Raw genomic sequence first — 24,862 nt, forward strand, 5'->3', positions numbered from 1 at the left:
TACACGGGGTGGCGTTTTTTTTTCTTTTTTTTTTCTTCCTTTTCTCTCTTTGGTTCGGGCTTCCTGGGGTGGTTCACCCGGAAGAGGACCCGGGGCAACCGACGCGAACTCGCAAGAACGCCTGGCTTGGCTCCTGACATGTGAAAGCGCCGCTCCCTCTTCGTGAGGGGCGGCGCTTTCGTGTGCGGGGCCGGGGGCTACGAGGCCTGCAGCATCGGGCGGAACTTGTCGCGGTACGCCCATGCCAGGCCGATCTCGGCGGCGACCACCAGCAGTGCCATGGCGATGCCCGCCGGCTCCAGGAAGACGTGGAACAGGAAGATGTTCACGACCACCGGCGCCAGCAGGGCGAGCGCCAGCGGGACGTAGCGGCCGACGACCAGCAGCAGGCCGGCGACCAGTTCGGCGCCGGACAGCAGCTGCACCATGTAGCCGGTGGCGTAGAGGGCCGTGTTGAACGCGACGCCGTCCGGCGCCATCGTGCTGGGGTCGGGGGCGGGCATGAACATCAGGAAGCCGTTGAGACCGGTCGTGGCGAACAGCAGGCCGGTCAGCACGCGGGTGACGACGGTGGCGTAGCGGCCGAGGGCGAACTTGCGGGTCTGGGTCGCGGTTGCGGTGGTCACTGTGTCCTCCAGGCTGTCGTGTCCTTCCACTGATGCGTCGAACGGCCACGACGGCGGATCGACAACGGGCCCGAAAAATCTCGAAGAAGTTCACCGCGCACGGCCTGACCTGGGTTTGCGAGCTTCGTGAGGCTCCGGCCTTGACTTGCGAGCTTCCTGAGGCTCCGGCGGACCTGGGTTTGCGAGTTCGTGTCGGTCGTCCGGCCGCCCCTTCGGGTCAACCGCCGAAGGCGATTCGGCCCGAAGCGGCGACCGGACGACCGACTGAGAACGAACTCGCCGCCGCTGCGGAGCAGCGGCCAACAAATACTGTCGGTGGCGTCCTCTAACGTCTTGTTCGTGGCGAAGACAGCGCGGCCGATCTTCCGTTGTGCCGAGTGCGGGCACGAGGTGGCGAAGTGGTTCGGCCGCTGCCCCGAGTGCCAGGCCTGGGGCAGCATCGAGGAACGCGGCACCGCGTCGGTGACCCGTGTGGTGGCCGGCGCGCCCACGTCGGCGGCTCGGCCGATCGGTGAGGTCGACATCGAGTCGGCTCGGGCGTTGTCGACCGGGGTGAGCGAGTTCGACCGGGTGCTGGGTGGCGGGCTCGTGCCCGGTGCCGTGGTGTTGCTGGCGGGGGAGCCCGGGGTCGGCAAGTCGACGTTGTTGCTGGAGACGGCACATCGGTGGGCCGAGTCGCACGGGCGTTGTCTCTACGTCACGGGTGAGGAGTCGGCCGGGCAGGTGCGGCTGCGGGCCGAGCGCACCGGCAACCTGCACGGCGAGATGTACCTGGCGGCCGAGAGCGAGCTCAGCGCGTTGCTCGGGCAGGTCGACCAGGTGAAGCCGTCGATGCTGATCGTCGACTCCGTGCAGACCATGTCGACCGTCAGCGTCGAGGGCGTGCCGGGCGGGGTCACGCAGGTGCGGACGGTGGCGTCCGGGCTGATCGCCATGGCCAAGGAGCGCGGGCTGCCGGTCGTGCTCGTCGGTCACGTCACCAAGGACGGATCCGTTGCGGGGCCTCGGGTTCTGGAGCACCTCGTCGACGTCGTGCTGCAGTTCGAGGGTGATCGCCACTCCAGTCTGCGCCTGCTGCGCGGCATCAAGAACCGCTACGGCGCCGCGGACGAGGTCGGCTGCTTCGAGCTGCGCGACGACGGGATCGTGGGCGTGCCGGACCCGTCCGGGCTGTTCCTGACGCGCCGCGAGAAGGCCGTCGAGGGCACCTGCGTCACGGTGATCGTCGAGGGCAAGCGGCCGATGCTCGGCGAGGTGCAGGCGTTGGTGGCCAAGACGAACCTGCCCGCGCCCCGGCGTGCGGTCAGCGGGCTGGACTCCGCGCGGATCTCGATGGCGCTGGCGGTGCTGGAGAAGCGCGGCAAGGTCAACCTGTTCCAGAAGGACGTCTTCACCGCGACCGTCGGCGGCATGCGGCTGGTCGAGCCCGCCGCCGATCTCGCGGTGGTGCTGGCGGTGGCCTCCGCCGAGCGGGAGATCGCCCTGCCCGCCGACCTGGTGGTGCTGGGCGAGGTGGGGCTCGCCGGGGAGATCAGGCGGGTGAACGGGGTCGGGAAGCGGCTGCAGGAGGCCGCGCGGCTCGGGTTCAAGAAGGCGCTGGTGCCGCCGGACCACGGACCGCTGCCGGACGGGGTGCGGGCGCTGGTGGCGAACGACCTCGTGTCGGCGCTGGACGTGCTGGGGCTGAACCGGCGGCGCACCAGCGGCAAGGGCGAGAGCAAGGGCGGGGGCGACGAGGACTGAGCTCGGGACGGCGTGGCCGAGTGCTGCCCCGCGGTGGGAGTCCGGGACCGGGCGGGGCGTGTCCGGTTCCACCGGCGTGATCTCATACGCGGGTGTTGGGGAGACACGACCGCGAGATCGGCGAGCTGTTGCGGTTCGCCGTGGACCTGGTGCCGCCCGAGGTGCGCACCGAGGACCTGCGCGACTACGTGGACCACGAGGAGTGGGAGCTGGTCCTCGACCTGCTCGGCGAGTTCGGCGGCAACACGTGGCAGACGCCGCGCTACTGGGCCCTGCTCGCCGAGGCCGCCACGCAGATGGAGGCCGACGACGCCTGGTTCCAGTGGCGTTGCGTGGAGTCGATCCAAGGGCTCTGGCGCGTGGAACTGACGTTGGCTGCCGACGCGGAACCGGTGCAGGCGCGGGGCGAGCGGCCCACCTGGGACGTCACGGGCAACCAGCAGCGGGTCGCCGCCTTGTGGATCGAGTCCAAGCCCGTGCTCAAGGCCGGGGAGACCGCCACGGCGCGGCTGAGGCCGTTCGTGCCGCCGGCCTGGGCTCATCTCGTGCGGAGTGACCGGATCACGTTGCTCGGGAGCTCGCCGGGGATCGCGACGATCATCGAGAAGGTGCCTCCACGGCCCTGAGAGGACCGCGGAGGCACGAACTCACTGCGAGAGCAGCTGGGCGCAGCGGATCAGGCCCAGGTGCGAGTACGCCTGCGGGTGGTTGCCCAGCGAGCGCTCGGCGACCGGGTCGTACTCCTCGGGCAGCAGACCCGTGGGGCCCGCCGCCGCGACGATCTGGCCGAAGAGCTCCTCGGCCTCGGTGCGGCGGCCGGTGAGCAGGTAGGACTCGATCATCCACGCCGCGCACAGGTGGAAGCCGCCCTCGTCGCCCGGCAGGCCGTCGTCGCGGTGGTAGCGGTAGACCGTGGAGCCGGACCGCAGCTCCGCCTCGATGGCCGTCACCGTCGACTGGAAGCGCTCGTCGGTGGGATCGATCAGGCCGGACAGGCCGACGAACAGCGAGGCCGCGTCCAGGTCGTCGCCGTCGTAGGCCGTGGTGAACGACTGGACCTCGTCGTTCCAGCCGTTCTTCAGCACGTCCGTGGAGATCGTGTCGCGCAGCGGCACCCACGAGGGGTCCAGTGCGCGGCCGAACTGCTCGCCGAGCTTGATCGCACGGTCGATGGTCAGCCAGCACATGACCTTCGAGTACACGTGGTGGCGCGGCGCGTGCCGCTCCTCCCAGATGCCGTGGTCGGGCTCGTGCCAGCGGCGGGAGACGGCCTCGGCCATCGCCTGGACCATGGCCCAGTCGGTGTCCGACAGCGCGCCGCGGGCGGTGGCCAGCTGGACGACCAGGTCGACGACCGGGCCGAACACGTCGAGCTGCACCTGCTGGTTCGCGAGGTTGCCCACGCGCACCGGGCGGGAGCCCGCGTAGCCGGGCAGCGTGTCGATCACGGCCTCGGCGCCCAGCTGGGTGCCGTGCAGCGTGTACAGCGGGTGCAGCCGCTCCGGGCCCGGGATGGTCTCCAGGACACGGTGCAGCCACGCCAGGAAGCCGTCGGCCTCCGCGTACGAGCCCACCGACACCAGGGCGGCGGCGGTCATCGCGCCGTCGCGCAGCCAGCAGTAGCGGTAGTCCCAGTTGCGGACGCCGCCGAGCTCCTCCGGCAGCGACGTGGTGGCCGCCGCCATGATCGAGCCGGAGTCCTTGTGGACCAGGCCGCGCAGCGTCAGCGCCGAGCGCAGCACCAGGTCCGTCTGCACCTTCGGGAGGTGCAGGCCCGCCGCCCAGTCCGACCAGTAGCTGGCGGCCAGGTCGCGGCGCACCGACTCGTTCAGCGGGTGCTCGGAGATGTCGTCGGTGCCGCAGCGCAGCTCCAGCAGCACCGGCGCGCCCTCACGCGGGCGGACGACGGCGCGGGCGGTCTCCTGCATGCCGTCCGAGGTGATCTCCCAGTCGACGCCGGGAGACCGCAGCACCATCGGGTCCGACGTGCCGACGACGCGCAGGCCGTCGCGCTCGCGGATGAACCGGACCGGCACCTGGCCGAACTCTGGCCGCGGCGCGAACGTGATCACCGCGTTCGTCGAGCCCGAGATCCGCCGGACGAGGTCCGTGCGGTGCGAGGAGAGGTTGTGCTCCAGGTAGTCCGACACCAGCAGGCGTGACCAGCGGGTCTCCACGATCATCGTGCCCGGCAGGTAGCGCTGGCCCAGCGGCAGCGACCCGTGCTCCGGCTTGATCGAGAAGTGGCCCGCGGCCGGTCCGCCGAGCAGGTCGGCGAAGATCGCCGCCGAGTCGGGCTCCGGGTGGCACAGCCAGTTCACCTTCGCGTCCGGCGTCACCAACGCCACCGAACGCTCGTTCGCGAGCATGGTCAGGCGCTCGATCGGCACGGCCTGGTCGCCGTGCAGCCACGCCCTGCGCTCCTCCAGCAGGAACGCGAGCACGGTCGCCACGTCGGACGGGTCGGCGATGTAGTGCTCGGCCAGCGACTCGCCGGCACCCACGCGGATGCCGACGTCCGGGCCGGACAGGCGCGCGAACGCCTTCTCGTCCGTCACGTCGTCGCCCAGGAAGATCGCCGCGGTGGCACCGACCTGGTGGCGCAGGATGTCCAGCGCCTGGCCCTTGTTGGTCTCCACGACGGCGAGCTCGATCACGGCCTTGCCCTCGGTGACCTGCACACCGTCCCAGGTGCAAGGGCCGGAGCGGACGGCCGAGAGGACGGCCTCACCGATGGCCTCGGTGGCGGCACGGCGCACGTGCACGGCGACCGAGGCCGGCTTGACCTCGAGCTGGACGCCCTCCTGGCCTTCTGCGATCTGCTCCAGCTCGGCCTCGAGACGGCGGAGCAGGGCCTTGGCGTCGGCGTCCAGCGCGTGGACGAAGCCGACGTCGAACTCGGACCCGTGCGACCCGACGAGGTGGACCTCGCCGGGCAGCCGGGACAGCGTGGCCAGGTCGCGCAGCGCACGACCGGAGATCACGGCTGATGTGGTCTCGTGCAGCGACGCCAGCGAACGCAGCGCGTTCACCGACTCCGGGAGCGGGCGGGCCTGCTCCGGGTCGGCGACGATCGGCGCGAGTGTTCCGTCGTAGTCGCTTGCGACTAGCAGTCGAGGTGTACGGGCCAGCTGCACGATCGCTCTGCGCAGTTCGGCGGGGAGGGCCTCGGCGGTCAACGCCCCTCCAGGAGCACTTGATGGGTCATTGGCAGGTCTGAAAGGATTCAGACCGAGGTCTGCGTGCCCAACGCCTCCAGGAACGACCTCGCCCACCGGTCAACGTCGTGGGTGAGGACTTGTCGGCGCAGCGCGCGCATCCTACGGCGGCCTTCAGCGGGATCGATGTCGAGGGCGGCCTGCAGAGCGTTCTTGACACCGTCCAGGTCATGGGGGTTCACCAGGAACGCACTGGTCAGCTCTGCGGCAGCGCCGGCGAACTCGCTGAGCACCAGAGCCCCACCAAGATCATAACGGCAGGCCACGTACTCCTTGCACACGAGGTTCATTCCGTCCCGAACGGGCGTGACGACCATGACGTCCGCCGCGCTCATGAACGCGACGAGCTCCTCGCGGTTCACCGACTGGTGCAGGTAGTGCACGACGGGCTTGCCGACCCGCCCGAACTCGCCGTTGATCCGGCCGACGGACTGCTCGATGTCCTTGCGCATCGTCACGTAGTGGTCGACGCGCTCCCGGCTGGGCGTGGCGAGCTGGACCATCGCGACGTCCTCGGGGTCCACTCGTCCGTCCGCGATCAGCTCGTAAAGAGCGCGGATCCGGACGTCGATGCCCTTCGTGTAGTCGAGGCGGTCCACGCCGAGCAGGATGCGCTTCGGGTTGCCGAGGTCCGCTCGAATCTGCTTCGCGCGGGCCTGCGTCTCCTTGCGCCTGGCCACCGCGTCGAGGCCCGCGCTGTCGATCGAGATCGGGAACGCGCCGACCCGCACCGTGCGGTCGCCGACCTGCACGACACCGGGCCTGGTCCGCACGCCGACGGTGCCGCGGCTCGGCTCCAGGCCGACGAGGCGGCGGGCCAGCCAGAGGAAGTTCTGCGCGCCGCCGGGCCGGTGGAAGCCCACCAGGTCGGCGCCGAGCAGGCCGCGGATGATCTCCGTGCGCCACGGCAGCTGCATGAACAGCTCGACCGGCGGGAACGGGATGTGCAGGAAGAAGCCGATCTTGAGGTCGGGCCGCTGGTCGCGCAGCATCGCCGGGACGAGCTGCAGCTGGTAGTCCTGGATCCACACCGTCGCGCCCTGCGCGGCCACCTTCGCGGTCGCGTCGGCGAACCGCTGGTTGACCTTCACGTAGGCGTTCCACCAGTGCCGGTGGAACGCGGGCTGCGCGACGACGTCGTGGTAGAGCGGCCAGAGCGTGCCGTTCGAGAACCCCTCGTAGTAGTCCTCGACCTCCTTGGCCGAGAGCTCGACGGGGTGCAGCAGCAGGCCGTCGTCCTCGAACGGCGCCACGTCGGCGTCGGCCACGCCCGGCCAGCCGACCCACGCGCCGCTGTGTGAGCGGAGGAACGGCTCGAGCGCGCTCACCAGCCCTCCTGGGCTGTGCTTCCAGCGCTCCGTCCCGTCGGGCAGACGCTCCAGGTCAACCGGCAGCCGGTTGGCCACGACTACGAACTCCGCCCCGTTCTCGCCAATGTCCATGCTCACAAATGCCCAGGTTAGTGGCGATGCGAACGTGTCGCGTGTCGTGTAACGGCCGTCACAAGCAGGTTCACTCCAACCGACGCTTCGTGGGCCTGAGCGGCCCGGACAGTCGCGGCCCCGCGAACTTCCGCTCCAAACGACCCAGACCCGTGCGGACCGGCTGGGCCAGGTACTCGCCGAGCACGACGCCACCGGCCAGCGCGAGGGCGATGCCGCTCGCGAACACGAGCGTGCTCAGGCCGGCCGGGTCGCCTTCCGCGGTGAGCTGGAACAGGCCCCGGTACGTGGTCCAGCCGGGCAGCAGCGGCACGACCCCTGCCTGCACGACGACGAGCGTCGGGATGCGCAGGCGGCGGGTCAGCGTCGCGCCGCCGAACCCGGTGATCGCGGCGGCGACCGCGGACCCGAGCAGCACGTCGAGGCCGAAGCTCGTCACGAGCCCGTAGGCGGCCGTGCCGATCGCACCGGAGACGGCGGCGGCCACGAGGGCGCGGGGCTGGGCGTAGCAGGCGAGTGCGAAGAACGCGCTCGTCGCCGCGCCGGCCGCGAACTGCAGGGGCACCGCGGAGATCAGCGCGGGCAGCGGGTCGCTGAGCTTGATGTCGAGTCCGAAGTGGACGGCGGCGCGGATCGCCAGCGCGACGCCCGCGATCAGGCCGGCGCTGAGCAGCACGGTCTCCACGGTGCGGCCGGCGGCGGTGACGTTGTAGCCGGAGATCGCGTCCTGCACGGTGCTCACCAGCGCGAGCCCGGACAGCAGCACGACGATGCCGACGGCCACGAGCAGGCTGGGGCGCACGGGAAGCAGCCCGGTCGCGTACACGGCCAGGGCGGCACCCGTCCCGAGCGCGCCGCCGACCAGTTGCTGGAAGAAGAACGGCAGCGCGCGGCGGTTGAGGATCCGGCCGACCCGGTCGACCACGGCCGTGATGGCCGCGGCGGTGAGCGCCAGCACCAGCCCGCCGCCGACGAGGAACGCGACCGCGGCGGCCATTCCGCCCCACGCCGCGGTGGCGACCCAGCGCGGGTACGGGTGCTGGGCGTTCGTGATGTCCTCGAGCTTCGCGTGCGCGTCCTCGATCGGCCCGAGGTTGTGCACGAGGTGCTCGACGGCCGCGAGGCGCGTGTAGTCCAGACCGCGCTGCCGGACCACGCGCACGGCGGTCACCGGAGGCGCCTCCGTGCCCCGATGACACGACACGCTGATAGAGGTGTAGATCACGTCGACTTCCGTGTGCGGAAGTCCATAGCTCTCGGTGACGGAAAGAATCGTCGCTGTCACATCGGCGGCGCCGGCCCCGCTGGACATTTGGACCTCACCGATCCTGAGGGCGAGATCCAGGACCAGGTGAACAGTGGTGTCGTCGGGCAGCGAGGGGCCGTGCAGGTTGTTGGTTGAAATCTCTCGCACCTCCGTTGTGCGATCGTGACGAGTACTTCGACTTATGATGTGTCGTCGACCACCTCCGATCGGGGGACCCGAAAAGGAGGACATGATCACTGTCTGTCGATTACCCTCCTGACCTGGTCAAGGCGCCCTGCTCGGCGCTCTGATCCACTCAGTTGGTTGGTCCAGCTCCGGTCGGAGCAATCCGATCACACTGAGAGCAGACCGTTCGCCGCAGGGAGCACCAGCAACGGGCGCTTACCATGTTCGCGAACAACCGCAGGCCGGCGTAGCTCAATTGGCAGAGCACTCGCCTTGTAAGCGAAAGGTTAGGGGTTCGATTCCCCTCGCCGGCTCCAAAGCGGAAGAGGGTTCGCCCAGGTGGGCGGACCCTCATCTCATTTCGTTATGACGAATCCTCAGCTTTTGCGAACGAGCCCGGTAAAGCCCGCGACGCTCAACGTGGCGAACGACCAGCCGAGGATCTGCACCACCCAGCCTGCTCCGGTCGCCCACTGCCCGGCTGGTCCGTTCGCCAGTTCGCAGCGCGGTGTCCCACCGAGCTTCACGAGCGGGATGGCCAGATCGGCCGCAAGACTGATCCTGTTCACCGGTGAACAGGAGTCCGCGGGCCGGTCCTTGGCCGGCGTGAGGCCGTTCTGGGCGCCGGCCGTCCACACCAGACCGATCGCGAGCAGGAACGTCACCAGCAACCCGGCCACCGCCCTGGACGGCTTGTAGCCGTAGCCGAGCGTGACGCCCAGGAACCAGTGCCACAGCTTGTTGCCGGGGTCGCCGCGGCGGCGGAGGTCGCGTTGCTGGGCGATCAGGACCTTGCGGGCGGTGTGCTCGTGGCCGGCGGCGCGGTGGACGGCGGCGAGCTGTTGGTAGGGCTGGGCTTCGTACCTCGTGGTGTGGTCGCGGAACATCCTGAGCCACGCGCCGGTGTCGTCCGGCGGCTCGGGGTAGGTGAGGCCGTTCAGCGTCACCGCGAACCGGCGGCCGGCCACGAGCGCGGGGACGTCGATCTGCAGGGCTCGCCCCGCCCTGGTGCTGAACAGGTCGAGCGCGAGCCCCCTGCCGCGGTTGACGACCTCGGCCGGCAGGACCGCGAGCTCACCGCCGATGTCGCTGTCGCTCACCTCCACCGCGGCCAGGACCGACTTCGCCTCGACGAGGTCCGCGTTCAGCAGCAGGTTGCCGTCGACGGCCGCCCGGTGCACGGAGATCGCCTGCGCCGCCCGGCTGCGAACCGATCCCTTGAGCACGAGCGCGCCGCCCAGCCTCGCGTTGACCATCCGGACCGTGTCCTCGGTGCCGTGCGACAGCGCGTCGAACCCGTCGAGGAGGGCGAGGCCTGCGCGGAGGTGGGCGCCGTCGGCGCAGAGCGCGTTGCCCGAGTTGCTGCGCAACACCGTGCGGGTCATGACGATGCCGCGGGCCGACGCGTCGAGGGACACGAACGCGTCGCCCTCCCGTGAAGCCCGCAGGAAGCTGTCGTTGACGCGGACCATGCCACCGATCTGGGCGCCGTTGAGGTTCAGGGCCGTCTCCGCAGCGTCCACGACCGCGTTCTCGAGCACCAGGTCGGTGCCGATCTCGCAGCTGTCGAACCAGCAGCCGACGCCCTTGGCGGTGATCAGGACACGTCGCATCCAGACGTCGCGGCTCACGTGCATGCTGCCGCCGCTGATCCCGCGCAGGCTGCTCCCGTCCAGCAACAACGGGCCGTCGATCCGCGCGTTGTCCAGGTCGAGGACGCCGGTGCAGCGGGCGTCGCGCAGGGTGAGGTAGCCGGTGCGCAGGCCCTCCGCGGAGATGCCCGGCATCGTCGAGTCGTCGAGCGACAACGCGGGCAGCTCGGCGTGGAAGAACGACAGCGGCTCCTCGAACAGGCAGGCGTCGAGCAGCAGCGGTGCCGTGGACCTCAGGAAGTCGAGGGCGAGCCTGCCGGTGATCCGCGCACCGGAGACCTGGAGCCCGACCGGGCTCAGCCCTCCCGCCTGCAGCAGGTCCTCGATCGCCTCGGCGCGCAGCACGTTGTTCCCGCGACGGGAGAGGTCGAGCACCTCCCCGGCCAGTGCGGCGCGCTTCATGTCCTGCTCTGTCCCATCAGGACGTGACATTGTGGGCACCATGTCCTACCTCGCGGATAGCGCGCGCTACGACCAGATGACTTACCGGCGGACGGGACGCAGCGGTCTCAAGCTGCCCGCCATCTCGCTCGGCCTGTGGCACAACTTCGGCGGCGACCGGCCTTACGAGTCGGGCCGCGGGATCGCGCGCAGGGCGTTCGACCTCGGTGTCACGCACTTCGACCTCGCCAACAACTACGGACCTCCGTACGGAAGCGCGGAGATCACGTTCGGGCAGATCCTGAAGGATGATCTCAGGCCGCACCGCGACGAGCTGGTGATTTCGACGAAGGCGGGCTACGACATGTGGCCGGGGCCGTACGGGGAGTGGGGCAGCCGCAAGTACCTGCTCAGCTCGCTCGACCAGTCGCTGACGCGGATGGGGCTCGACTACGTCGACATCTTCTACTCGCACCGGTTCGACCCGGAGACGCCGCTCGAGGAGACGATGGGCGCGCTCGTGTCCGCCGTGCAGCAGGGCAAGGCGCTCTACGTCGGCATCTCGTCGTACTCGCCGGCCAAGACGCGGGAGGCGGCCCAGCTGCTCAAGAGCGCCGGCGTGCCGCTGCTGATCCACCAGCCGTCGTACTCGATGCTGAACCGCTGGATCGAGCCGGAGCTGCTCGACACCCTGGAGGAGGTCGGCGCGGGCTGCATCGCGTTCTCGCCGCTCGCGCAGGGCATGCTGACCGACCGGTACCTGAACGGGATCCCCGAGGGTTCGCGCGCGACGCAGGGCAAGTCGCTGTCGACGGACCTGCTCAGCGACGAGAACCTCGGCCGCATCCGGTCGCTGAACGAGGTCGCGAAGTCGCGCGGGCAGTCGCTGGCGCAGCTCGCGCTGACCTGGACGATCCGCGACCCGCGCGTCACGTCGGCGTTGATCGGCGCGTCGTCGGTGGAGCAGCTGGAGCAGAACCTCGCGGCCCTGCAGGCGCCGCCGCTGACCGACGACGAGCTGGCGGAGATCGACAAGTACGCCGTCGAGTCGGGCATCGACCTGTGGGCGCAGTCGTCGCAGGCGGAGTGAACCGCTAGTGCTGGTGCCGGGGGAGGCGGATCGAGAAGACCGTCGCTCCCGGCCGGCTGGCCAGCTCGATCGTGCCGCCGTGCGCCTCCACGAGGGATCGAACGACGGCGAGGCCCAGGCCGCTGCCCCCGCGCTGCCGGGTCCGCGAGTCGTCCACGCGGTAGAACCGGTCGAAGATCCGCGCCTGGTCGGCCTCCGGGATGCCGGGGCCGGTGTCGCTCACCCGCACCACCGCCCAGCCGTTCTCGGCCGTCACCTTGAGCTGCACGGCGGTGCCGGGCGGGGTGTGCACGGCCGCGTTGGTCAGCAGGTTGTCGAGCACCTGCCGCAACCGGGTCGGGTCGGCGGTCATGGTCACCGTGTCGGCGTCGAGGTCGAGCACGTGCGACGGCCTGCCCGCGCGGAACGCGTCCGCCGCCGCCTCCGCGACCACCGAGAGGTCGAGCTCCTCCGGTCGCAGCGGCGGTTCGGCCGCCGCGGAGTCCAGTCTGGCCAGCAGCAGCAGGTCGTCGAGCAGCACGCTCATCCGCGCGGCCTCCGACCGCAGCTTCTCCAGGTGCTTCTCGCGTTCGCCCGGCTCGTTGGCCGCCGCGTACTTGAACAGGTCCGCGTAGCCGCGCAACGACGTCAACGGCGTGCGCAGCTCGTGCGAGGCGTCGGCGATGAACCGGCGCAGGCGTTGCTCGGCGGCCGTGCGCGCGGCCAGCGACGAGTCGATGTGCGCGAGCATCTTGTTGAACGCCTCGCGCAGCTCCTCCACCTCCACGCCGCCGCCGCTGGCGTCGACCCGCACGGTGAGGTCGGCGGAGTCGGTCAGATCGTGGGACGAGATGTCGTGCGCGGTGTCGGCCATGTCCGACAGCGGCTGCATGCCCCTGCGGATCAGCGCCTGGCCGCCCACCACGAGTGCGACCAGGGCGGACAGGAACGCGATCACGCCGACCGTGACGAGCTGGGAGATCGTGCCGTCCCTGTCGTGCATCGGGGCCGCGCTGACCAGGATGTACTCGTCCTTGACGACCTGGCACGCGCGCAGCCGGAACTTGCCCTCGTCGCGCAGGTAGTCGGTCGAGAACGTGTCCTTGGCCAGCGCCTTGGTCGCGAGGTCGTCGAACTCCTCGCGGTCCTGCGGCTGCTGCTCGCCGGCCAGGGCCTTCGCCCGGCCGTCCTCGATCCTGTAGACGACGGCGAACCAGTCCGGCGGCAGCTTGCTGACCCTCCCGTGGGCCTCGACCTCCTTGACCGCGCTGGTCTGGCTGATCACCATCTGGTCGTCGAGACGGCGGTCGAGGAACGACTGCATCGACGCGATCATGACCCAGCCGACGATCACGAACACGGTCAGCGCGAGCGCGCCGAGGCCGAGAGCGAGCCGGGTGCCGAGCCTCCATTCGCGGACGGGTGTGAGCACGGGGGTCATTCTGCGGCTCTGCGCAGGACGTACCCCACACCGCGGACGGTGTGGATCAGCGGCTCGCGGCCGTCGTCGAGCTTGCGGCGCAGGTGGGAGATGACGAGCTCGACCACGTTCGACCGGCCGCCGAAGTCGTACTCCCACACGTGGTCGAGGATCTGCGCCTTCGTCAGCACGGCGGGTGACCTGCGCATGAGGTAGCGGAGCAGCTCGTACTCGGTCGGCGTGAGCGTCACGAGCTTGCCGCCGCGGCGGACCTCGCGGGTGTCCTCGTCCATCACGAGGTCGGAGACCTTCAGGACCGACCGCTTCCACGACGGGCCCGTCGACCGGCGCAGCACTGCCCGAAGCCGGGCCATCAGCTCCTCGACGGAGAAGGGTTTGACCAGGTAGTCGTCGCCGCCGCGGGTGAGTCCCGCCACGCGGTCGGCGGTGCCGTCGCGGGCGGTCAGGAAGACCACGGGAACCATCGCGCCGGCCGCCCGGAGCCGATCGAGGACGGTGAACCCGTCCAGGTCGGGCAGCATGAGGTCGAGGACGACGATGTCCGGGTGGAACTCGGCGGCCTCTCTCAGGGCCTCCTCGCCGTTGAGCGCGGTCGACGCCTGCCAGCCCTCGTAACGGGCGACCGTCGCGACCAGGTCAGCGATGTGCGGCTCGTCGTCGACGACGAGCAGTCGAACCGAATTCCCCTTGTCCACGTGCTCATGGTGCGCCACCCGACGACCCCCGCGCCCGATCGACAGGAAGTCGACAGCCCGTCCAAAGCGGGTGCACAGCTCGGGAGCTGAGGATCGAGATCGACTCCACCGCCGCCGCCAGACCGAGGAGCCCGCCGTGACGACCACCCTGCAGCACCCCGTGCGACCGGCTCCCGCCGGGCGCGCGACGCGGCACAAGGTGCTGGCCAAAGCCGGCCTGTACGTGTTCCTCCTGGCCAACGCGGCGTTCGCGACCTACCTGTTCAACGCGGCGGGCGTCGGCTCGAACAAGCTGGTCAACTTCGGCAGGCTGACCGGGCTCTACGGCGCGCTCGCGATGGCGTTCCAGCTGCTGCTGGTCGCCCGCCTGCCCTGGTTCGACCGCCGTCTGGGCATGGACAGGCTGACGTCGTGGCACCGCTGGACCGGCTTCACGATCTTCTGGATGCTGATCGGGCACCTGGTCTTCATCGCGTTCGGCAACGCGGGCGACTCAGGGCCGATCGCCGAGATCGTGCGGCAGGCGACCGAGCTGGAGGGCATCCTCCGCGCGCTGGTGGCGTGGACGATCATCATGGTCGTCGGCGTGGTCTCCGCCCGCTTCGCGCGGCGCAAGATGGCCTACGAGAACTGGCACTTCATCCACCTGTACACCTACGTCGCGATCTTCCTGGCGTTCACGCACCAGGTCGCCGTGGGCAGCACGTTCCGCAACTCGGCGCTCGCCACCGCCTACTGGTGGGGGCTCTGGACGGTGGCTCTCGGGTCCGTCTTCTTCGGACGTCTGGTGCTCCCGCTGTGGCGCAACTGGCGCCACCAGTTCCGGGTCGCCGCGGTCGTGCCCGAGGCGCACAACGTCGTCTCCGTCTACATCGAGGGCAAGGACCTCGACCGGCTGCCCGCGAAGGCCGGCCAGTTCTTCCTGTGGCGCTTCGTCACCAAGGACCGCTGGTGGCAGGCCAACCCGTTCTCGCTGTCCGCGGCGCCGAACGGTAAGTACCTGCGGCTCACCGCCAAGGCGCTCGGCACCGGCAGCGCCGACGTCCGCAACGTGAAGGTCGGGACGCGCGTGTTCGCCGAGGGCCCGTACGGCGCCTTCACGACCATGCACCAGACCAAGCCGAACGCGCTCCTCGTCGCCGGTGGTGTCGGTGTCACGCCGATCCGCGCGCTGCTCGAGGAGATCCAGGGGCACGTCGTCGTGCTGTACCGGGTGACCGACCCGCGGGAAGCCGTGCTGCTGCGCGAGATCGAGGGCCTCGTGCGGGCCAAGGGCGCGGTGCTGCGGCTGGTCACCGGTTCGTCGAAGACCATCACCCCGAACGGCCCGCTGCTCGGGCCGGAGAACCTCGTCGCGCTCGTGCCGGACGTGCTGGACCGCGACGTCTTCATCTGCGGGCCGAACGGCATGACCGACGCCGTGGTGCGCGGCCTCGACGAACTGGGAGTTCCCGCCAACCAGGTCCACGCCGAGCGCTTCGCGCTGGCCAACTGAGAGGTCTGACGACGTGAAGAGGGCAATCCCCGTTCTGGCGCTGAGCGTCGCCGGCCTCGTGCCGGTGTGGCTGTACTCGCCTGGCGCCGGCCACGAGGGCGAGATCAGCGAGGTCGCCGCGCCGGAAGCGCCGCAGCAGCAACAGACCGCGCCTCCGCAGACGACAGCGCCCAAGACCACGGGGTCCGCTGCACCGAAGACCACGGGTGCCGCGCCGACCACCCAGCAGCAGCCGACGCAGCAACAGGCGCAGACCCGCAGCGTGTCCGGGCCCGCGGTGAACACGTCCGAGGGCACCGTGCAGGTGCAGGTGACGTTCCAGGGCACCAAGATCACCGACGTGAAGGCGTTGCGGGCACCCAACTCCAACCCGACCCGCATGGCGCTGCCGTTGCTGCGGCAGTCGGCCCTGAAGGCGCAGAGCGCGGACATCGACACGGTGTCCGGCGCGACCGCGACCTCCGAGGGCTACAAGACGTCGTTGCAGGGCGCCATCGACGGAGCGCAGTAGGCATGGCCGTGCGGCGCGTCGAGCACATCATGGGCCTGCCGATCTCGGTGGACCTGCGTGACGGGGACGCCGCACTGGCCGACCGCGCGTTCGCCTGGCTGCGCGAGGCGGACGAGCGGTTCTCGCCGTTCAAGCCGGACAGCGAGGTCTCGCGGCTGGACCGCGGCGAGCTGGCCGCGGAGCAGCTCAGCCCGGACCTGGTCGAGGTGCTGTCGCTGTGCGACTGGTACGAGGAGTCGACCGGCGGTGCCTTCACGGCACGGGTGCCGGGCCGCGGCCTCGACCCGTGCGCGGTGGTGAAGGGCTGGGCCGTGCAGCGGGCGGCTGATCTTCTGCGGGAGGGCGGGGCTTCGTGCTTTTGTCTCAACGCCGGCGGTGACGTTGTGACGGCCGGCGAGCCCGAGCCCGGAAAGCCTTGGCGCGTCGGCGTTCGGCATCCCGATCTCGCCGACCAGCTGAGCGTCGTGCTCGGCGTGCGGGACGGAGCCGTTGCCACGTCAGCGTTGTACGAGCGTGGGCAGCACATCCTCGACGGCCGCACGGGCCGGCCGGTCACCGGACTTCTCTCGGTCACCGTGTACTGCGCCGACCTCGCGATCGCGGATACCACTGCCACAGCAGCGTTTGCGCTGGGCAGGGAGGGGATCGAGTGGGCGGCGACGCAGGAGGAGTGCGCGGTCTTCATCGTCGACGAAGATCGTCAGGTGTTCTCGAGCCCTGGACTTCCGGTACACATGTGTTAACATGCTCGGCCAACGGAGCGTTGACTCCGGGGCACGTCTTTCGTTGATCAAGAGCTGGATCGGAGCTCGCGCTCGGGGCAAGACCCGGCCTGCTGTTGACCAACAGTTTCGTGCGGAACGGCCCGTGGTGAGCGAATTCGGGAGCGCTCACCACGGGCCGTTTCTGTGTTTATTGGCCGCTGGCGCGGCGGCGAGTTCGCCTTTGGTCGGTCATCCGGCCGCCGCTTCGGGCCGAATCGCCTTCGGCGGTTGACCCGAAGAGGCGACCGGATGACCGACGCGAACTCGCAAAAGCGAGGCGCGGTCTCCATCGGGCAGCCACCAGGTCAGGAGCTGGGCCGCTCCTTCTCAGGCATACCTGTCTTCGTTGAAGTCGACGCCTACGGCCGACATGCCGAGGTCTCGGCCCATTGCGTCCAGCACGTCCACCATCTCCAGGCCGCTCAGCCAGTCGCGTGGCAGCGCCTCCACGCCGTGCAGCGCGCCGAGGATGTTGCCGGTGAGCGCGGCCGTCGCGTCGCTGCCGCCCGAGTGGTTGGCGGCGGCGCGCATGGCGTCCACGAACTGCGCCGGCTTCGGGTGCGTCAGCACGGTGTAGACCGCGATCGCCAGCGCCTCCGGGCCCGTCCAGCCGCTGCCGAGGCGGTCGACGCGGACCGAGGCCGCGCCGTCGTGTTCCTCGGCCAGCACCACGGCGCGCGTGAGCACGGTCGCGGTGTAGGTGTCGTCGCGCAGCACCCGGCCGATGACCTGGTCGATCGCCTCGCGGATCGGCCTGCCCTTCACGGCCAGCAGGTGCACCAGCAGCGCCAGTGCGCCGCCGGAGACCCAGCCGCCGGTGCCGCCGTGGGTCAGCGCGGCGAAGCGGCAGCCCAGGTCGTAGGCGATCGCCGCGGACGGGGCGAAACCCGCCGGCGCGGTGCGCGTGACGCCGTTGCAGCCCGACGACTCGTTGTGCGGGTTCTCCGGAGTGGACGGTGTCTCGGCTGCCAGCGCGCGCAGGCACGTCAGGCCCGGCGAGCGGCTCTCGTAGAGGCGTTCGTCGGCGAGCAGGCCCGTCGAACCGTGTTCGGGGGCGGGTTGCTGTTGGGTGACCAGCCAGCGCCGGTAGCTGTGCCACACCATCTCGGACGGTTCCCACTCACCGGTCCGCTTGCCGCGGACGTAGGCGCGCAGATACCCGTCGGCGGTGAACAGCGTCAGCTGGGTGTCGTCGGTGAACAGGGCGGGTTTCGGAGGCGCCAGAACGCCCTCCGGACCGTGTTCTCGCTGGATGTCGGCCCAGCCCAAATACTGCACGGGCGCACCGAGCGCATCACCCAGGGCGCCGCCGAGGAGGCACCCGGCGCCGCGGTCAACCACGGAGTTCCGATCTCGCGGCACAGGTGAACAGTAGCGAACGGTGAAACTCGAACCGAACTTGTATCTGAGACGGCGAGCCTCCCACCTGTTGAAGTGACGACGTCAGCGCGGGAGAGGGAGGGGCATGCGGAGCAAAACCGGACTCGAGTTCGGCGTGCTCGGTCCACTCCAGGTGCTCGCGGACGGACGGCTCGTGCAGCTGGGCCGCCGCGGCATGCGCGGACTGCTCGCCATGCTGGTGGTCGAGGCGAACCGACCCGTCTCGATCGACCAGATCGTGGACGCGCTGTGGACGGACGCGCCTCCGGCCACGGCGCGGACGATCGTGCACGGGTACGTCTCGCGGTTGCGCAAGGTGCTGGAGGAGTCGGACCCGGCGGGTTCCGCCGTCATCCGCACGACGCCGACCGGCTACCAGCTGACCGTGGACCCGTGGCGCCTCGACCTGCACCGCGCCCGGCAGCTCGTGGCGTCCGCTCGTGGCAAGCCCGCCGCCATCAGGGCGGGCTTGCTGCGGGAGGCGCTGGGGCTGTGGCGCGGGCCGGTGCTCGCGGACGTGCCGGGCGACCCGATGACGTCGGACCTCGAGGAGCTGCGGCTGTCGGCGCTGGAGGAGCGCATCGACGCCGAGCTCGAGCTCGGCCGCCACCTGGAGCTGGTGGGCGAGCTGCGCGGGCTGTGCACCGAGTACCCGTTCCGGGAACGCCTGGTGGCCCACAGCATGCGCGCGCTCTACCGGTCCGGGCAGCGCGCCGACGCCCTGGAGGCCTACCAGCGGTTCCAGCGCCGCGCCGTCGAGGAGCTGGGCATCGACCCCGGCCCGCAGCTGCGGTTGCTGCAGGAACAGGTGCTGCGCGACGACCCGGCGTTGAGCGTGGTCGGTCCGGTGGAGTCGCGGCCCGTCGCACCGCGCGCCGGGATCGTGGTGCCGGCGCTGCTGCCCGCGTCCACGTCGCGGTTGTTCGGCCGTGACGCCGACAAGGCGTGGCTGGACAACGTGTGCGCGACCAGGAACCTGCTCTCGACGACCGTGGCGGTGCTGACCGGGCCGCCCGGAGTCGGCAAGAGCGCTCTCGCGACCACGTGGGGCCACGAGAACCCCGAGATGTTCCCGCACGGCGTGCTGTTCGCGTCGCTCGGTGACGCCGAGCCGGGCGAGGTGCTGACCAGGTTCCTGGTGGCGCTGGGGGTGCCGGCGGACGGCGTGCCGGTCGCGGTGGAGGACCGCGTCGGGCTGTACCGCTCGCTGCTGCACCGCCGCCGGGTGCTGGTGGTGCTGGACGACGCCACGGCGTTCGAGCAGGTGCAGCCGCTGCTGCCGCCGGGTTCGGGCTCGGTGGTGCTGGTGATGTCGCGCAGCAAGATGGAACGGCTGGTCGTCACCAACAGCGCCCGCGTGCGCAAGCTCGGGCCGCTGGACGACGACGCGGCGCGCGAGCTGGTGGACGACGTGCTCGGCAAGCCGTTGTCCGAGGAGGACCCGGTGGCGTCCCGCAAGCTCGCCGAGCTGTGCGGCGGGCTGCCGCTGGCGCTGCGGGTGGCGGCGGCGAAGCTCGTGATCAGTCCGGAGTGGACGGTCGAGGAGCTGGTGGGGGAGCTGGCCGACGACGGCCACCGGATGCGCGGCCTGGACCTGCCGGAGGCGGGGATGGGCGTGTCGCGCGCGCTCGACCTGTCGACCCGCGACCTGCCGTCCGAGCTGGGCGAGATCTTCCAGTCCGTGGGCCTCGCGCCCGGCCGGTGGATGTCACCGCACGCCGTGGCGGCGCTGACCCGCACGCGCGTCGAGTCGGCGCGGTCGCGGCTGTCGCAGCTCGTCGAGGTGAACCTGCTGGTCGAGCCGTGGCCGGACGGGTTCACGATGCACGAGCTGGTGCGCCTGTACGTGCGGGGAGCGGGTCGTCCCGACCAGGACTCGTTGCGGCGCCTGGTGAACTACTACCTGGTGGCGTGCGACCACGTCCGCCGCGCGATCCGCCCGGCGCGCGACGGCCTCGACTTCGCGTTGGGGGACAACGGTTCCACGGCGTTGCCGACGTTCGGCGACCCGATCGACTGGTTCGACCAGGAGTGGCCCAACATCGTCGCGGTCGTGCACGCGTCCGCCGAAGCGGGCCTGCACGACCAGGTGTGGCAGCTCGTGAGACTGCTGCACTCCTACGCGACGGTGCGCGCCCTCACGGGGGAGTGGGTGGCGCTGGTCGGGTTCGGTCTGGCCGCGGCCGAGGTGACGGGGAGCCGCCTCGGCCAGGTCCTCATGCTGGACACGACCTACACGACGAACGCCCGGCTGGGACGACCCGTCCTGCTGCCGGACGCGCGCCGTGCGCATCGGCTCGCGACCGAGCTGGGCGAGCGCCAGTACCTGGTGCTGACGCTCGCCCAGCTCGCCGACGTGCTGTTCCGGCTGGAGCAGCACGACGAGGCGCTGCTGCACTTCTGGGAGTCGGTGCAGCTCGCGCAGCAGTCGGGCGACGTGGTCGGGGAGGGCCACGGCCTGAACAACGTGGCGCAGGTCGAACAGGCCCGCGGCCACGTGGAGGTGGCGCTGCAGCACCAGGCCCACGCCGTCGAGGTCTACCGCCGCTCCGGTGACCAGGTGGCGCTGATCCGCGGTCTGGCCAACCTCGCCGAGCTGCACCTGCAGGCCGGCTCGCTGGACCAGGCCGAGTCGCTCGCCCGGCAGGTCGTCGACCTGGCCTCGGTGGCCGAGGTGACGTACCTGGAGGGCTTCGGCAGGCACGTCCTCGGCGGGGTGTTGCTCCGCCGGGCGGAATGGGTTGCTGCGGCAGCCGAATTGACGGAGGCGTTGCGCCTGTATTCGCAGGTCAACTCGGCGCGCGCGGTGGAGGTGCGGGCCGCTTTGGACGCGATGTCGTCCGAGGTTTAGTGAGCGTTTAGTCGTGCGGTCCCAAAACATGGGATGTTGGACGTGCAGGCAGCCGAGTGGGGGATTACCGAGGGGGTAAGGCGCCTGCCCGAAAGGGCCCGACCGGCATTCGGGGGAGAGTGCCGGTCGGGCCTCTTGCTAACCGTCCTCGGAGCACCGCGCCATCGGCAGCAGTTCCGGACGCTTCGGCGCCAGACCGTCCCCCATCGACTCACCGCGCAGCTGCCGCCCGATCCACGGCACGACGTGCTCCCGCGCCCACTTCAGGTCCGCCTTGCGCTGGGTGACCCAGTCGGTCTGCTGCAGCACGGGCCACGGCTCGTTCCACGAGTGGTCGTCGGTGAGCCCCAGCACCTCGGCGGTCTTGAGCGCGACCCGCTGGTGCCCCGCCGGCGACAGGTGCAGCCGGTCCTCGCTCCACGCGCGACGGTCGTGCAGCGCGTGCATCGACCACAGGTCGACCATCCGGCAGTGGTAGCGCTCGGCGATGGACCACAGGTGGGTGTTGTAGATGGCGACCTTGCCGCGGATGCTCCTGAGCAGCGGCGTGCTCCGCGTGTCGAAGCCGGTGAAGATCACCACGTCGCAGCCGGCCGACCTGAGATCCGCCACCGCGACCTCGTAGACCTCGGCCAGCGCGTCCGGGTCGCTGTTCGGGGTGAGGATGTCGTTGCCGCCGCCGCAGAACGTGACGAGGTCCGGCTTCAGGGAGATGGCGAGCGGGACCTGCTCGTCGATGATCTCCTGCAGCATTTTCCCGCGGACCGCCAGGTTGGCGTACCGGAACTCCGGGGCCTGTCGCGCGATCATGTTCGCGAGGCGGTCGGCCCAGCCGACGTAGGTGTCTCCTGGGCCGGGGTCGTCCATTCCCTCGGTGAAGCTGTCCCCCAGGGACACGAGACTGTTCCATCGCAGTAGCACTGGATCCCCCTTGCGGTCCGTCCCGTTCTTCCTGTTCGTCTGCGGCTCCCGTTCGCAGGCGACTAGTTAGCATGCACAACGAATGGCCGGTTACGCCACCGTCGGTTACGGCATCGTAGGTTTTGTCGCTGTGGGTGACGATTGTTTTACTCTTTTGTGGGCTGGGTGGGAGTGGGTTCGTCCTGATTCGTCTTGGTTTGTAGCCATCTTTTGACTTCGGTGTTGTGCTTGTCACAGTGGGGTTAGTGGCTTTTCGCGACTTCGCGGGTGGTTGCGTTGGTGCTTGCGTGTCCCGTTTCGTGCGCGGGGCTCTGCCCCGGACCCCGCCAACTGATCAAAGACCGGCCAGCGCCGTTAGCGGGTTGATGGCACGCCTGTTTGTGTTGGGCGGCTTGCTGTTGGGTGGGTGGTGCGGTTCGGGTGGGGTGGTCCCGTCACGAACCGAGGCAAGAGCGAGCCACACCTGAGGAGGGGTGTCAACTCGCCGAAAAGCGTGGCGAGTTGACACCCCTCCTCAGGTGCAGCGAGTGCTGTGCCACGGCTCGTGACGGGACCACCCCACCGGAACCTTCTGTTTCAAGCTTTCACTGCTCGGCTTCGCCATCGCTTGGCTCGCCTTCGGCCTCGCGGTCGGTTCGGCTTCGCCTTCACTGCTCGCCTTTGGCCTCGCGTCGGGTGCCGCCACCGCCTGCTCGCCTTCGGCTTCGCGGCAGTGTCAGACCCCGTCTGTACGTTGGGTCGCGGGGGAGCTGAAATCCAAGGGGACCCCTGCGTCAGCCTGCGCGAAGCGGAAACCCCGCAACGCCTCTGGCACTTGAGGCGTTGCGGGGTGGGCCACTGCCCGGGGCGCCGCCGCCGATGTGTTGCCCCGGGCAGTGGGGATGGACCGTCTCAGGAGGCGCCGCCGCCGATCTGCCCCTGAGACGGGGTCTGGGGTCAGCCGCTGGCTGCCACGTTCAGCGCGGGGTTCCGTGCCTGGTCCGCGTAGGCCGAGCGGAGGCGTAGTTCGGCTGCTGGGGAGGCGCCGATGTGGTCCAGGCCCAGGAGGGCGGCGCCTACCACCGGGGGGACGTCTACCAGGCGGACCTGGGCCAGGGGGGCCGCTTCCAGGATCTGCTGGCGGACTGGGGCCACCACGGTTTCGCCTGTGTTGGTCAGGACGCCGCCGCCCAGGACCACGTCCACCGGTTCGTTCAGCAGGTCGAGTTTGCGCATGGAGACCGTGGAGAGCAGGACGATCTCCTCCACCAGGCGGTCGACCTGGGTCAGGGCCACCTCGTCGCCCTGGGCTGCTGCCTCGAAGACCAAGGGGCACAGGGCGTGCGGGTCCAGTTCCAGTTCCTCGAAGTGGATTTTCTCCACCACCTTGAGGATGGAGGTCTCGTCGTAGTGCTTGAGCAGGGCGGGGAGGAGGAGGGTGGGTTTGCCTCGGCCGTCTTCTGCTCGTACGGCGTGCCAGAGGGCGTCGTTGCCCAGTTGGCCGCCGCCTCCCCAGTCGCCGGAGATGGCGCCCAGTGCGGGGAAGCGGTGGGTTCGGCCGTCTCTGGCCACGCCCACGGCGTTGATGCCCGCGCCGCAGACGACGGCCACGCCGCCTGCTGCGGCGGTGCCGGCGCGGAGCAGGGCGAAGGTGTCGTTGCCCACGAAGATGGTGGTGGACCACGCGCGTTCGGAGATCGCTCTGGTCAGGTCCTCCTCCTCGCGGGGGAGGTCCGCTCCCGCCAGGTAGGCGGACGTGTGCCGGGCGATCGGCTCGTCGGGGGACAGGCCCGCCTGTGCTGCGGCTTCGCGCGCCAAGCCCTCGAACACGTCCAAGCCGCGCTTCATGCCCACGGTTTGTGGTGGGGCGCCTGGGCCGCGCACCTGCGCCAGCACCTTGCCGTCCGCGTCCACCAGCAGCACTGCGGTCTTGCTGTTTCCGCCGTCGATGGCGAGCACCCGGTCCGTCATCGTGGTCAGGCTCCCTTCACCCACGGCAGCAGGTCGCGGTTCTGCGCGATCAGCTCGTCGGCCAGCTGGTCCGCGATGGCGTGCTGGCCGATCAGCGGGTGGGCGAGAAGTGCGTTCGCCACGCGGTCTCTTCCTCCGTGGATCGCCGCTTCCAGGGCCAGGTACTCGTACGCGGTGACGTGCGAGATCAGGCCGGAGATGGACGGCTCCACCGGGCGGACCGGTAGTGGCTTGCCGCCATCGGCGTCCACTGTGGACGAGACCTCGACGACGGCGTCGTCCGGGAGGAACGGGAGGGTGCCGTTGTTCCGGACGTTCACGACGTGCTTCTCCGCGCCCGCGCCGCCGGTCAGGGCGTGGACCAGCTGCACGGCGGCCTCGGAGTAGTAGGCGCCGCCGCGTTGCCCCAGCTGCTCGGGCTTGGTGACCACCGACTTGTCGCTGTAGATGTCGAGCAGCTCCTTCTCGACGGTCGCGACCACCTCGGCGCGCGGGGGTGAGTCGAGCTGCTTCTTCACCACGGCGTCGTGGTTGTAGAAGTAGTTCAGGTAGTACGACGGCACCATGTTCAGGCGCCGCATCAGGGCGCCGTCGATGCCGATGTGCTCGGCGAGGCCCTCGACGTGGTCCGCCAGCAGTTCCGGGAGGCGGTCGACGCCGTCCACGTAGACGCCGCGTTCCCACGTCAGGTGGTTCAGGCCGACGTGCTCCAGCTCCACGGTGGACGGGTCCACGCCGAGCAGGGACGACGTCCAGCGCTGGAAGGTGATCGCCACGTTGCACAGGCCGATCGCCTTGTGACCCGCCTGGAGCAACGCCCGCGTCACGATGCCGACCGGGTTCGTGAAGTTCACGATCCACGTGTCGGGGCCCGCCAGCTCGCGCACGCGGTCGGCGATGTCCAGGACCACCGGCACGGTCCGCAGGGCCTTCGCGAGGCCTCCGGCGCCGGTGGTCTCCTGGCCGACGCACCCGCAGGTCAGCGGGAACGTCTCGTCCGACGCGCGGGCCGTCTGGCCGCCCACGCGCAGCTGCAGCAGCACCGCGGACGCGCCCTCGACGCCCTCCTCCAGCGACGTGGTGGTGCGCACCTTCGCCGGGTGCCCGGCGTGCTCCAGCAGCCGCTGGCTGAACGGGCCGACGATGCCCAGGCGGTGCTCGTCCGGGTCCACCAGGACGATCTCGTCCACCGCCAGGCTGGTGCGACGGCCGGCGATGCCGTCGACCAGCTCCGGTGTGTAGGTGGACCCGCCACCGACGACGGTGAGTTTCATCTGAAGTCCTTCGTGAA

General features: G+C 70.2%; 18 protein-coding genes and 1 tRNA gene. 8 read left to right on the top strand and 11 right to left on the bottom strand.

Annotation, left to right across the window (positions count from 1 at the left end):
* Nucleotides 1-197 precede the first annotated feature (197 nt).
* Nucleotides 198-626, bottom strand: a complete 429-nt coding sequence (locus ACFWV3_RS30340; protein WP_382416133.1) for a hypothetical protein — start codon at nt 624-626, stop codon at nt 198-200.
* 339 nt (nt 627-965) lie between these two features.
* Between ACFWV3_RS30340 and radA the strand changes: the two genes are divergently transcribed.
* Nucleotides 966-2,369, top strand: coding sequence for a DNA repair protein RadA (gene radA / locus ACFWV3_RS30345; protein ID WP_382416134.1), 1,404 nt, complete (start codon nt 966-968; stop codon nt 2,367-2,369).
* A 92-nt stretch (nt 2,370-2,461) separates the two neighbouring features.
* The gene (locus ACFWV3_RS30350; RefSeq protein WP_382416136.1) at nt 2,462-2,995 is read left to right on the top strand and encodes a hypothetical protein; all 534 of its coding nucleotides are present in this window, start codon (nt 2,462-2,464) and stop codon (nt 2,993-2,995) included.
* 21 nt (nt 2,996-3,016) lie between these two features.
* Here the strand turns inward: ACFWV3_RS30350 and otsB are convergent, their stop codons facing one another.
* From otsB to ACFWV3_RS30365, 3 genes are all read right to left on the bottom strand, one after another.
* Nucleotides 3,017-5,548 (bottom strand): trehalose-phosphatase, encoded by a 2,532-nt coding sequence (gene otsB, locus ACFWV3_RS30355; RefSeq protein ID WP_382416137.1) that lies wholly within the window; start codon nt 5,546-5,548, stop codon nt 3,017-3,019.
* Between the two features lie 47 nt (nt 5,549-5,595).
* A complete protein-coding gene (locus tag ACFWV3_RS30360) occupies nt 5,596-7,029 on the bottom strand; it encodes a trehalose-6-phosphate synthase (protein WP_382416420.1) in 1,434 nt (477 codons plus the stop codon).
* A 70-nt stretch (nt 7,030-7,099) separates the two neighbouring features.
* On the bottom strand, nt 7,100-8,527 hold the full coding sequence (locus tag ACFWV3_RS30365) for a threonine/serine exporter ThrE family protein (protein ID WP_382416139.1): 1,428 nt from the start codon (nt 8,525-8,527) through the stop codon (nt 7,100-7,102).
* A gap of 175 nt (nt 8,528-8,702) precedes the next feature.
* On the opposite strand from ACFWV3_RS30365, the gene ACFWV3_RS30370 reads away from it, so the two are divergent.
* A tRNA-Thr gene (locus ACFWV3_RS30370) sits at nt 8,703-8,778 on the top strand.
* A gap of 60 nt (nt 8,779-8,838) precedes the next feature.
* Here ACFWV3_RS30370 and ACFWV3_RS30375 read toward each other — a convergent pair.
* Nucleotides 8,839-10,545, bottom strand: a complete 1,707-nt coding sequence (locus tag ACFWV3_RS30375; protein ID WP_382416141.1) for a hypothetical protein — start codon at nt 10,543-10,545, stop codon at nt 8,839-8,841.
* Between the two features lie 10 nt (nt 10,546-10,555).
* Here ACFWV3_RS30375 and mgrA point away from each other — a divergent pair, with 10 nt between their 5' ends.
* Complete coding sequence (gene mgrA / locus ACFWV3_RS30380) at nt 10,556-11,584, top strand: L-glyceraldehyde 3-phosphate reductase (protein WP_382416142.1); 1,029 nt, start codon at nt 10,556-10,558, stop codon at nt 11,582-11,584.
* 4 nt (nt 11,585-11,588) lie between these two features.
* Here the strand turns inward: mgrA and ACFWV3_RS30385 are convergent, their stop codons facing one another.
* Complete coding sequence (locus tag ACFWV3_RS30385) at nt 11,589-12,995, bottom strand: sensor histidine kinase (RefSeq protein ID WP_382416144.1); 1,407 nt, start codon at nt 12,993-12,995, stop codon at nt 11,589-11,591.
* Nucleotides 12,996-13,000: 5 nt separating this feature from the next.
* Complete coding sequence (locus ACFWV3_RS30390; RefSeq protein WP_382416146.1) at nt 13,001-13,699, bottom strand: response regulator transcription factor; 699 nt, start codon at nt 13,697-13,699, stop codon at nt 13,001-13,003.
* 136 nt (nt 13,700-13,835) lie between these two features.
* Between ACFWV3_RS30390 and ACFWV3_RS30395 the strand changes: the two genes are divergently transcribed.
* The 3 genes from ACFWV3_RS30395 to ACFWV3_RS30405 are packed head-to-tail and all read left to right on the top strand — an operon-like array spanning nt 13,836 to nt 16,448.
* Nucleotides 13,836-15,194: a ferric reductase-like transmembrane domain-containing protein gene (locus tag ACFWV3_RS30395; protein WP_382416148.1), complete on the top strand. Its 1,359-nt coding sequence runs from the start codon at nt 13,836-13,838 to the stop codon at nt 15,192-15,194.
* Between the two features lie 13 nt (nt 15,195-15,207).
* Nucleotides 15,208-15,705, top strand: a complete 498-nt coding sequence (locus tag ACFWV3_RS30400) for an FMN-binding protein (RefSeq protein WP_382416150.1) — start codon at nt 15,208-15,210, stop codon at nt 15,703-15,705.
* A 2-nt stretch (nt 15,706-15,707) separates the two neighbouring features.
* Nucleotides 15,708-16,448, top strand: coding sequence for an FAD:protein FMN transferase (locus tag ACFWV3_RS30405; protein WP_382416152.1), 741 nt, complete (start codon nt 15,708-15,710; stop codon nt 16,446-16,448).
* Between the two features lie 348 nt (nt 16,449-16,796).
* Here ACFWV3_RS30405 and ACFWV3_RS30410 read toward each other — a convergent pair whose 3' ends face one another.
* The gene (locus tag ACFWV3_RS30410) at nt 16,797-17,831 is read right to left on the bottom strand and encodes an ADP-ribosylglycohydrolase family protein (RefSeq protein WP_382416154.1); all 1,035 of its coding nucleotides are present in this window, start codon (nt 17,829-17,831) and stop codon (nt 16,797-16,799) included.
* Between the two features lie 103 nt (nt 17,832-17,934).
* Here ACFWV3_RS30410 and ACFWV3_RS30415 point away from each other — a divergent pair, with 103 nt between their 5' ends.
* On the top strand, nt 17,935-20,700 hold the full coding sequence (locus tag ACFWV3_RS30415) for a BTAD domain-containing putative transcriptional regulator (protein ID WP_382416156.1): 2,766 nt from the start codon (nt 17,935-17,937) through the stop codon (nt 20,698-20,700).
* A gap of 138 nt (nt 20,701-20,838) precedes the next feature.
* Here ACFWV3_RS30415 and ACFWV3_RS30420 read toward each other — a convergent pair whose 3' ends face one another.
* From ACFWV3_RS30420 to ACFWV3_RS30430, 3 genes are all read right to left on the bottom strand, one after another.
* Nucleotides 20,839-21,597 (bottom strand): SGNH/GDSL hydrolase family protein, encoded by a 759-nt coding sequence (locus ACFWV3_RS30420; protein ID WP_382416157.1) that lies wholly within the window; start codon nt 21,595-21,597, stop codon nt 20,839-20,841.
* A gap of 960 nt (nt 21,598-22,557) precedes the next feature.
* Nucleotides 22,558-23,571 (bottom strand): N-acetylglucosamine kinase, encoded by a 1,014-nt coding sequence (locus ACFWV3_RS30425; RefSeq protein WP_382416159.1) that lies wholly within the window; start codon nt 23,569-23,571, stop codon nt 22,558-22,560.
* A gap of 5 nt (nt 23,572-23,576) precedes the next feature.
* Entirely contained in the window at nt 23,577-24,845 is a 1,269-nt protein-coding gene (locus tag ACFWV3_RS30430) for a 6-phospho-beta-glucosidase (protein ID WP_382416161.1), read from the bottom strand.
* Between the last annotated feature and the right edge of the window lie 17 nt (nt 24,846-24,862).

Source organism: Lentzea sp. NPDC059081 (assembly GCF_042738015.1).
Classification (GTDB): domain Bacteria; phylum Actinomycetota; class Actinomycetes; order Mycobacteriales; family Pseudonocardiaceae; genus Lentzea.

What these genes read in the sequence shown, in the direction of transcription:
- ACFWV3_RS30405 (WP_382416152.1), top strand. Translation starts at nt 15,708, where the DNA reads ATGGCCGTGCGGCGCGTCGAGCACATCATGGGCCTGCCGATCTCGGTG.
- ACFWV3_RS30375 (WP_382416141.1), bottom strand. Translation starts at nt 10,545, where the DNA reads ATGTCACGTCCTGATGGGACAGAGCAGGACATGAAGCGCGCCGCACTG.
- ACFWV3_RS30430 (WP_382416161.1), bottom strand. Translation starts at nt 24,845, where the DNA reads ATGAAACTCACCGTCGTCGGTGGCGGGTCCACCTACACACCGGAGCTG.
- ACFWV3_RS30425 (WP_382416159.1), bottom strand. Translation starts at nt 23,571, where the DNA reads ATGACGGACCGGGTGCTCGCCATCGACGGCGGAAACAGCAAGACCGCA.
- ACFWV3_RS30360 (WP_382416420.1), bottom strand. Translation starts at nt 7,029, where the DNA reads ATGGACATTGGCGAGAACGGGGCGGAGTTCGTAGTCGTGGCCAACCGG.
- mgrA (WP_382416142.1), top strand. Translation starts at nt 10,556, where the DNA reads ATGTCCTACCTCGCGGATAGCGCGCGCTACGACCAGATGACTTACCGG.
- ACFWV3_RS30365 (WP_382416139.1), bottom strand. Translation starts at nt 8,527, where the DNA reads ATGTCCTCCTTTTCGGGTCCCCCGATCGGAGGTGGTCGACGACACATC.
- ACFWV3_RS30415 (WP_382416156.1), top strand. Translation starts at nt 17,935, where the DNA reads ATGCGGAGCAAAACCGGACTCGAGTTCGGCGTGCTCGGTCCACTCCAG.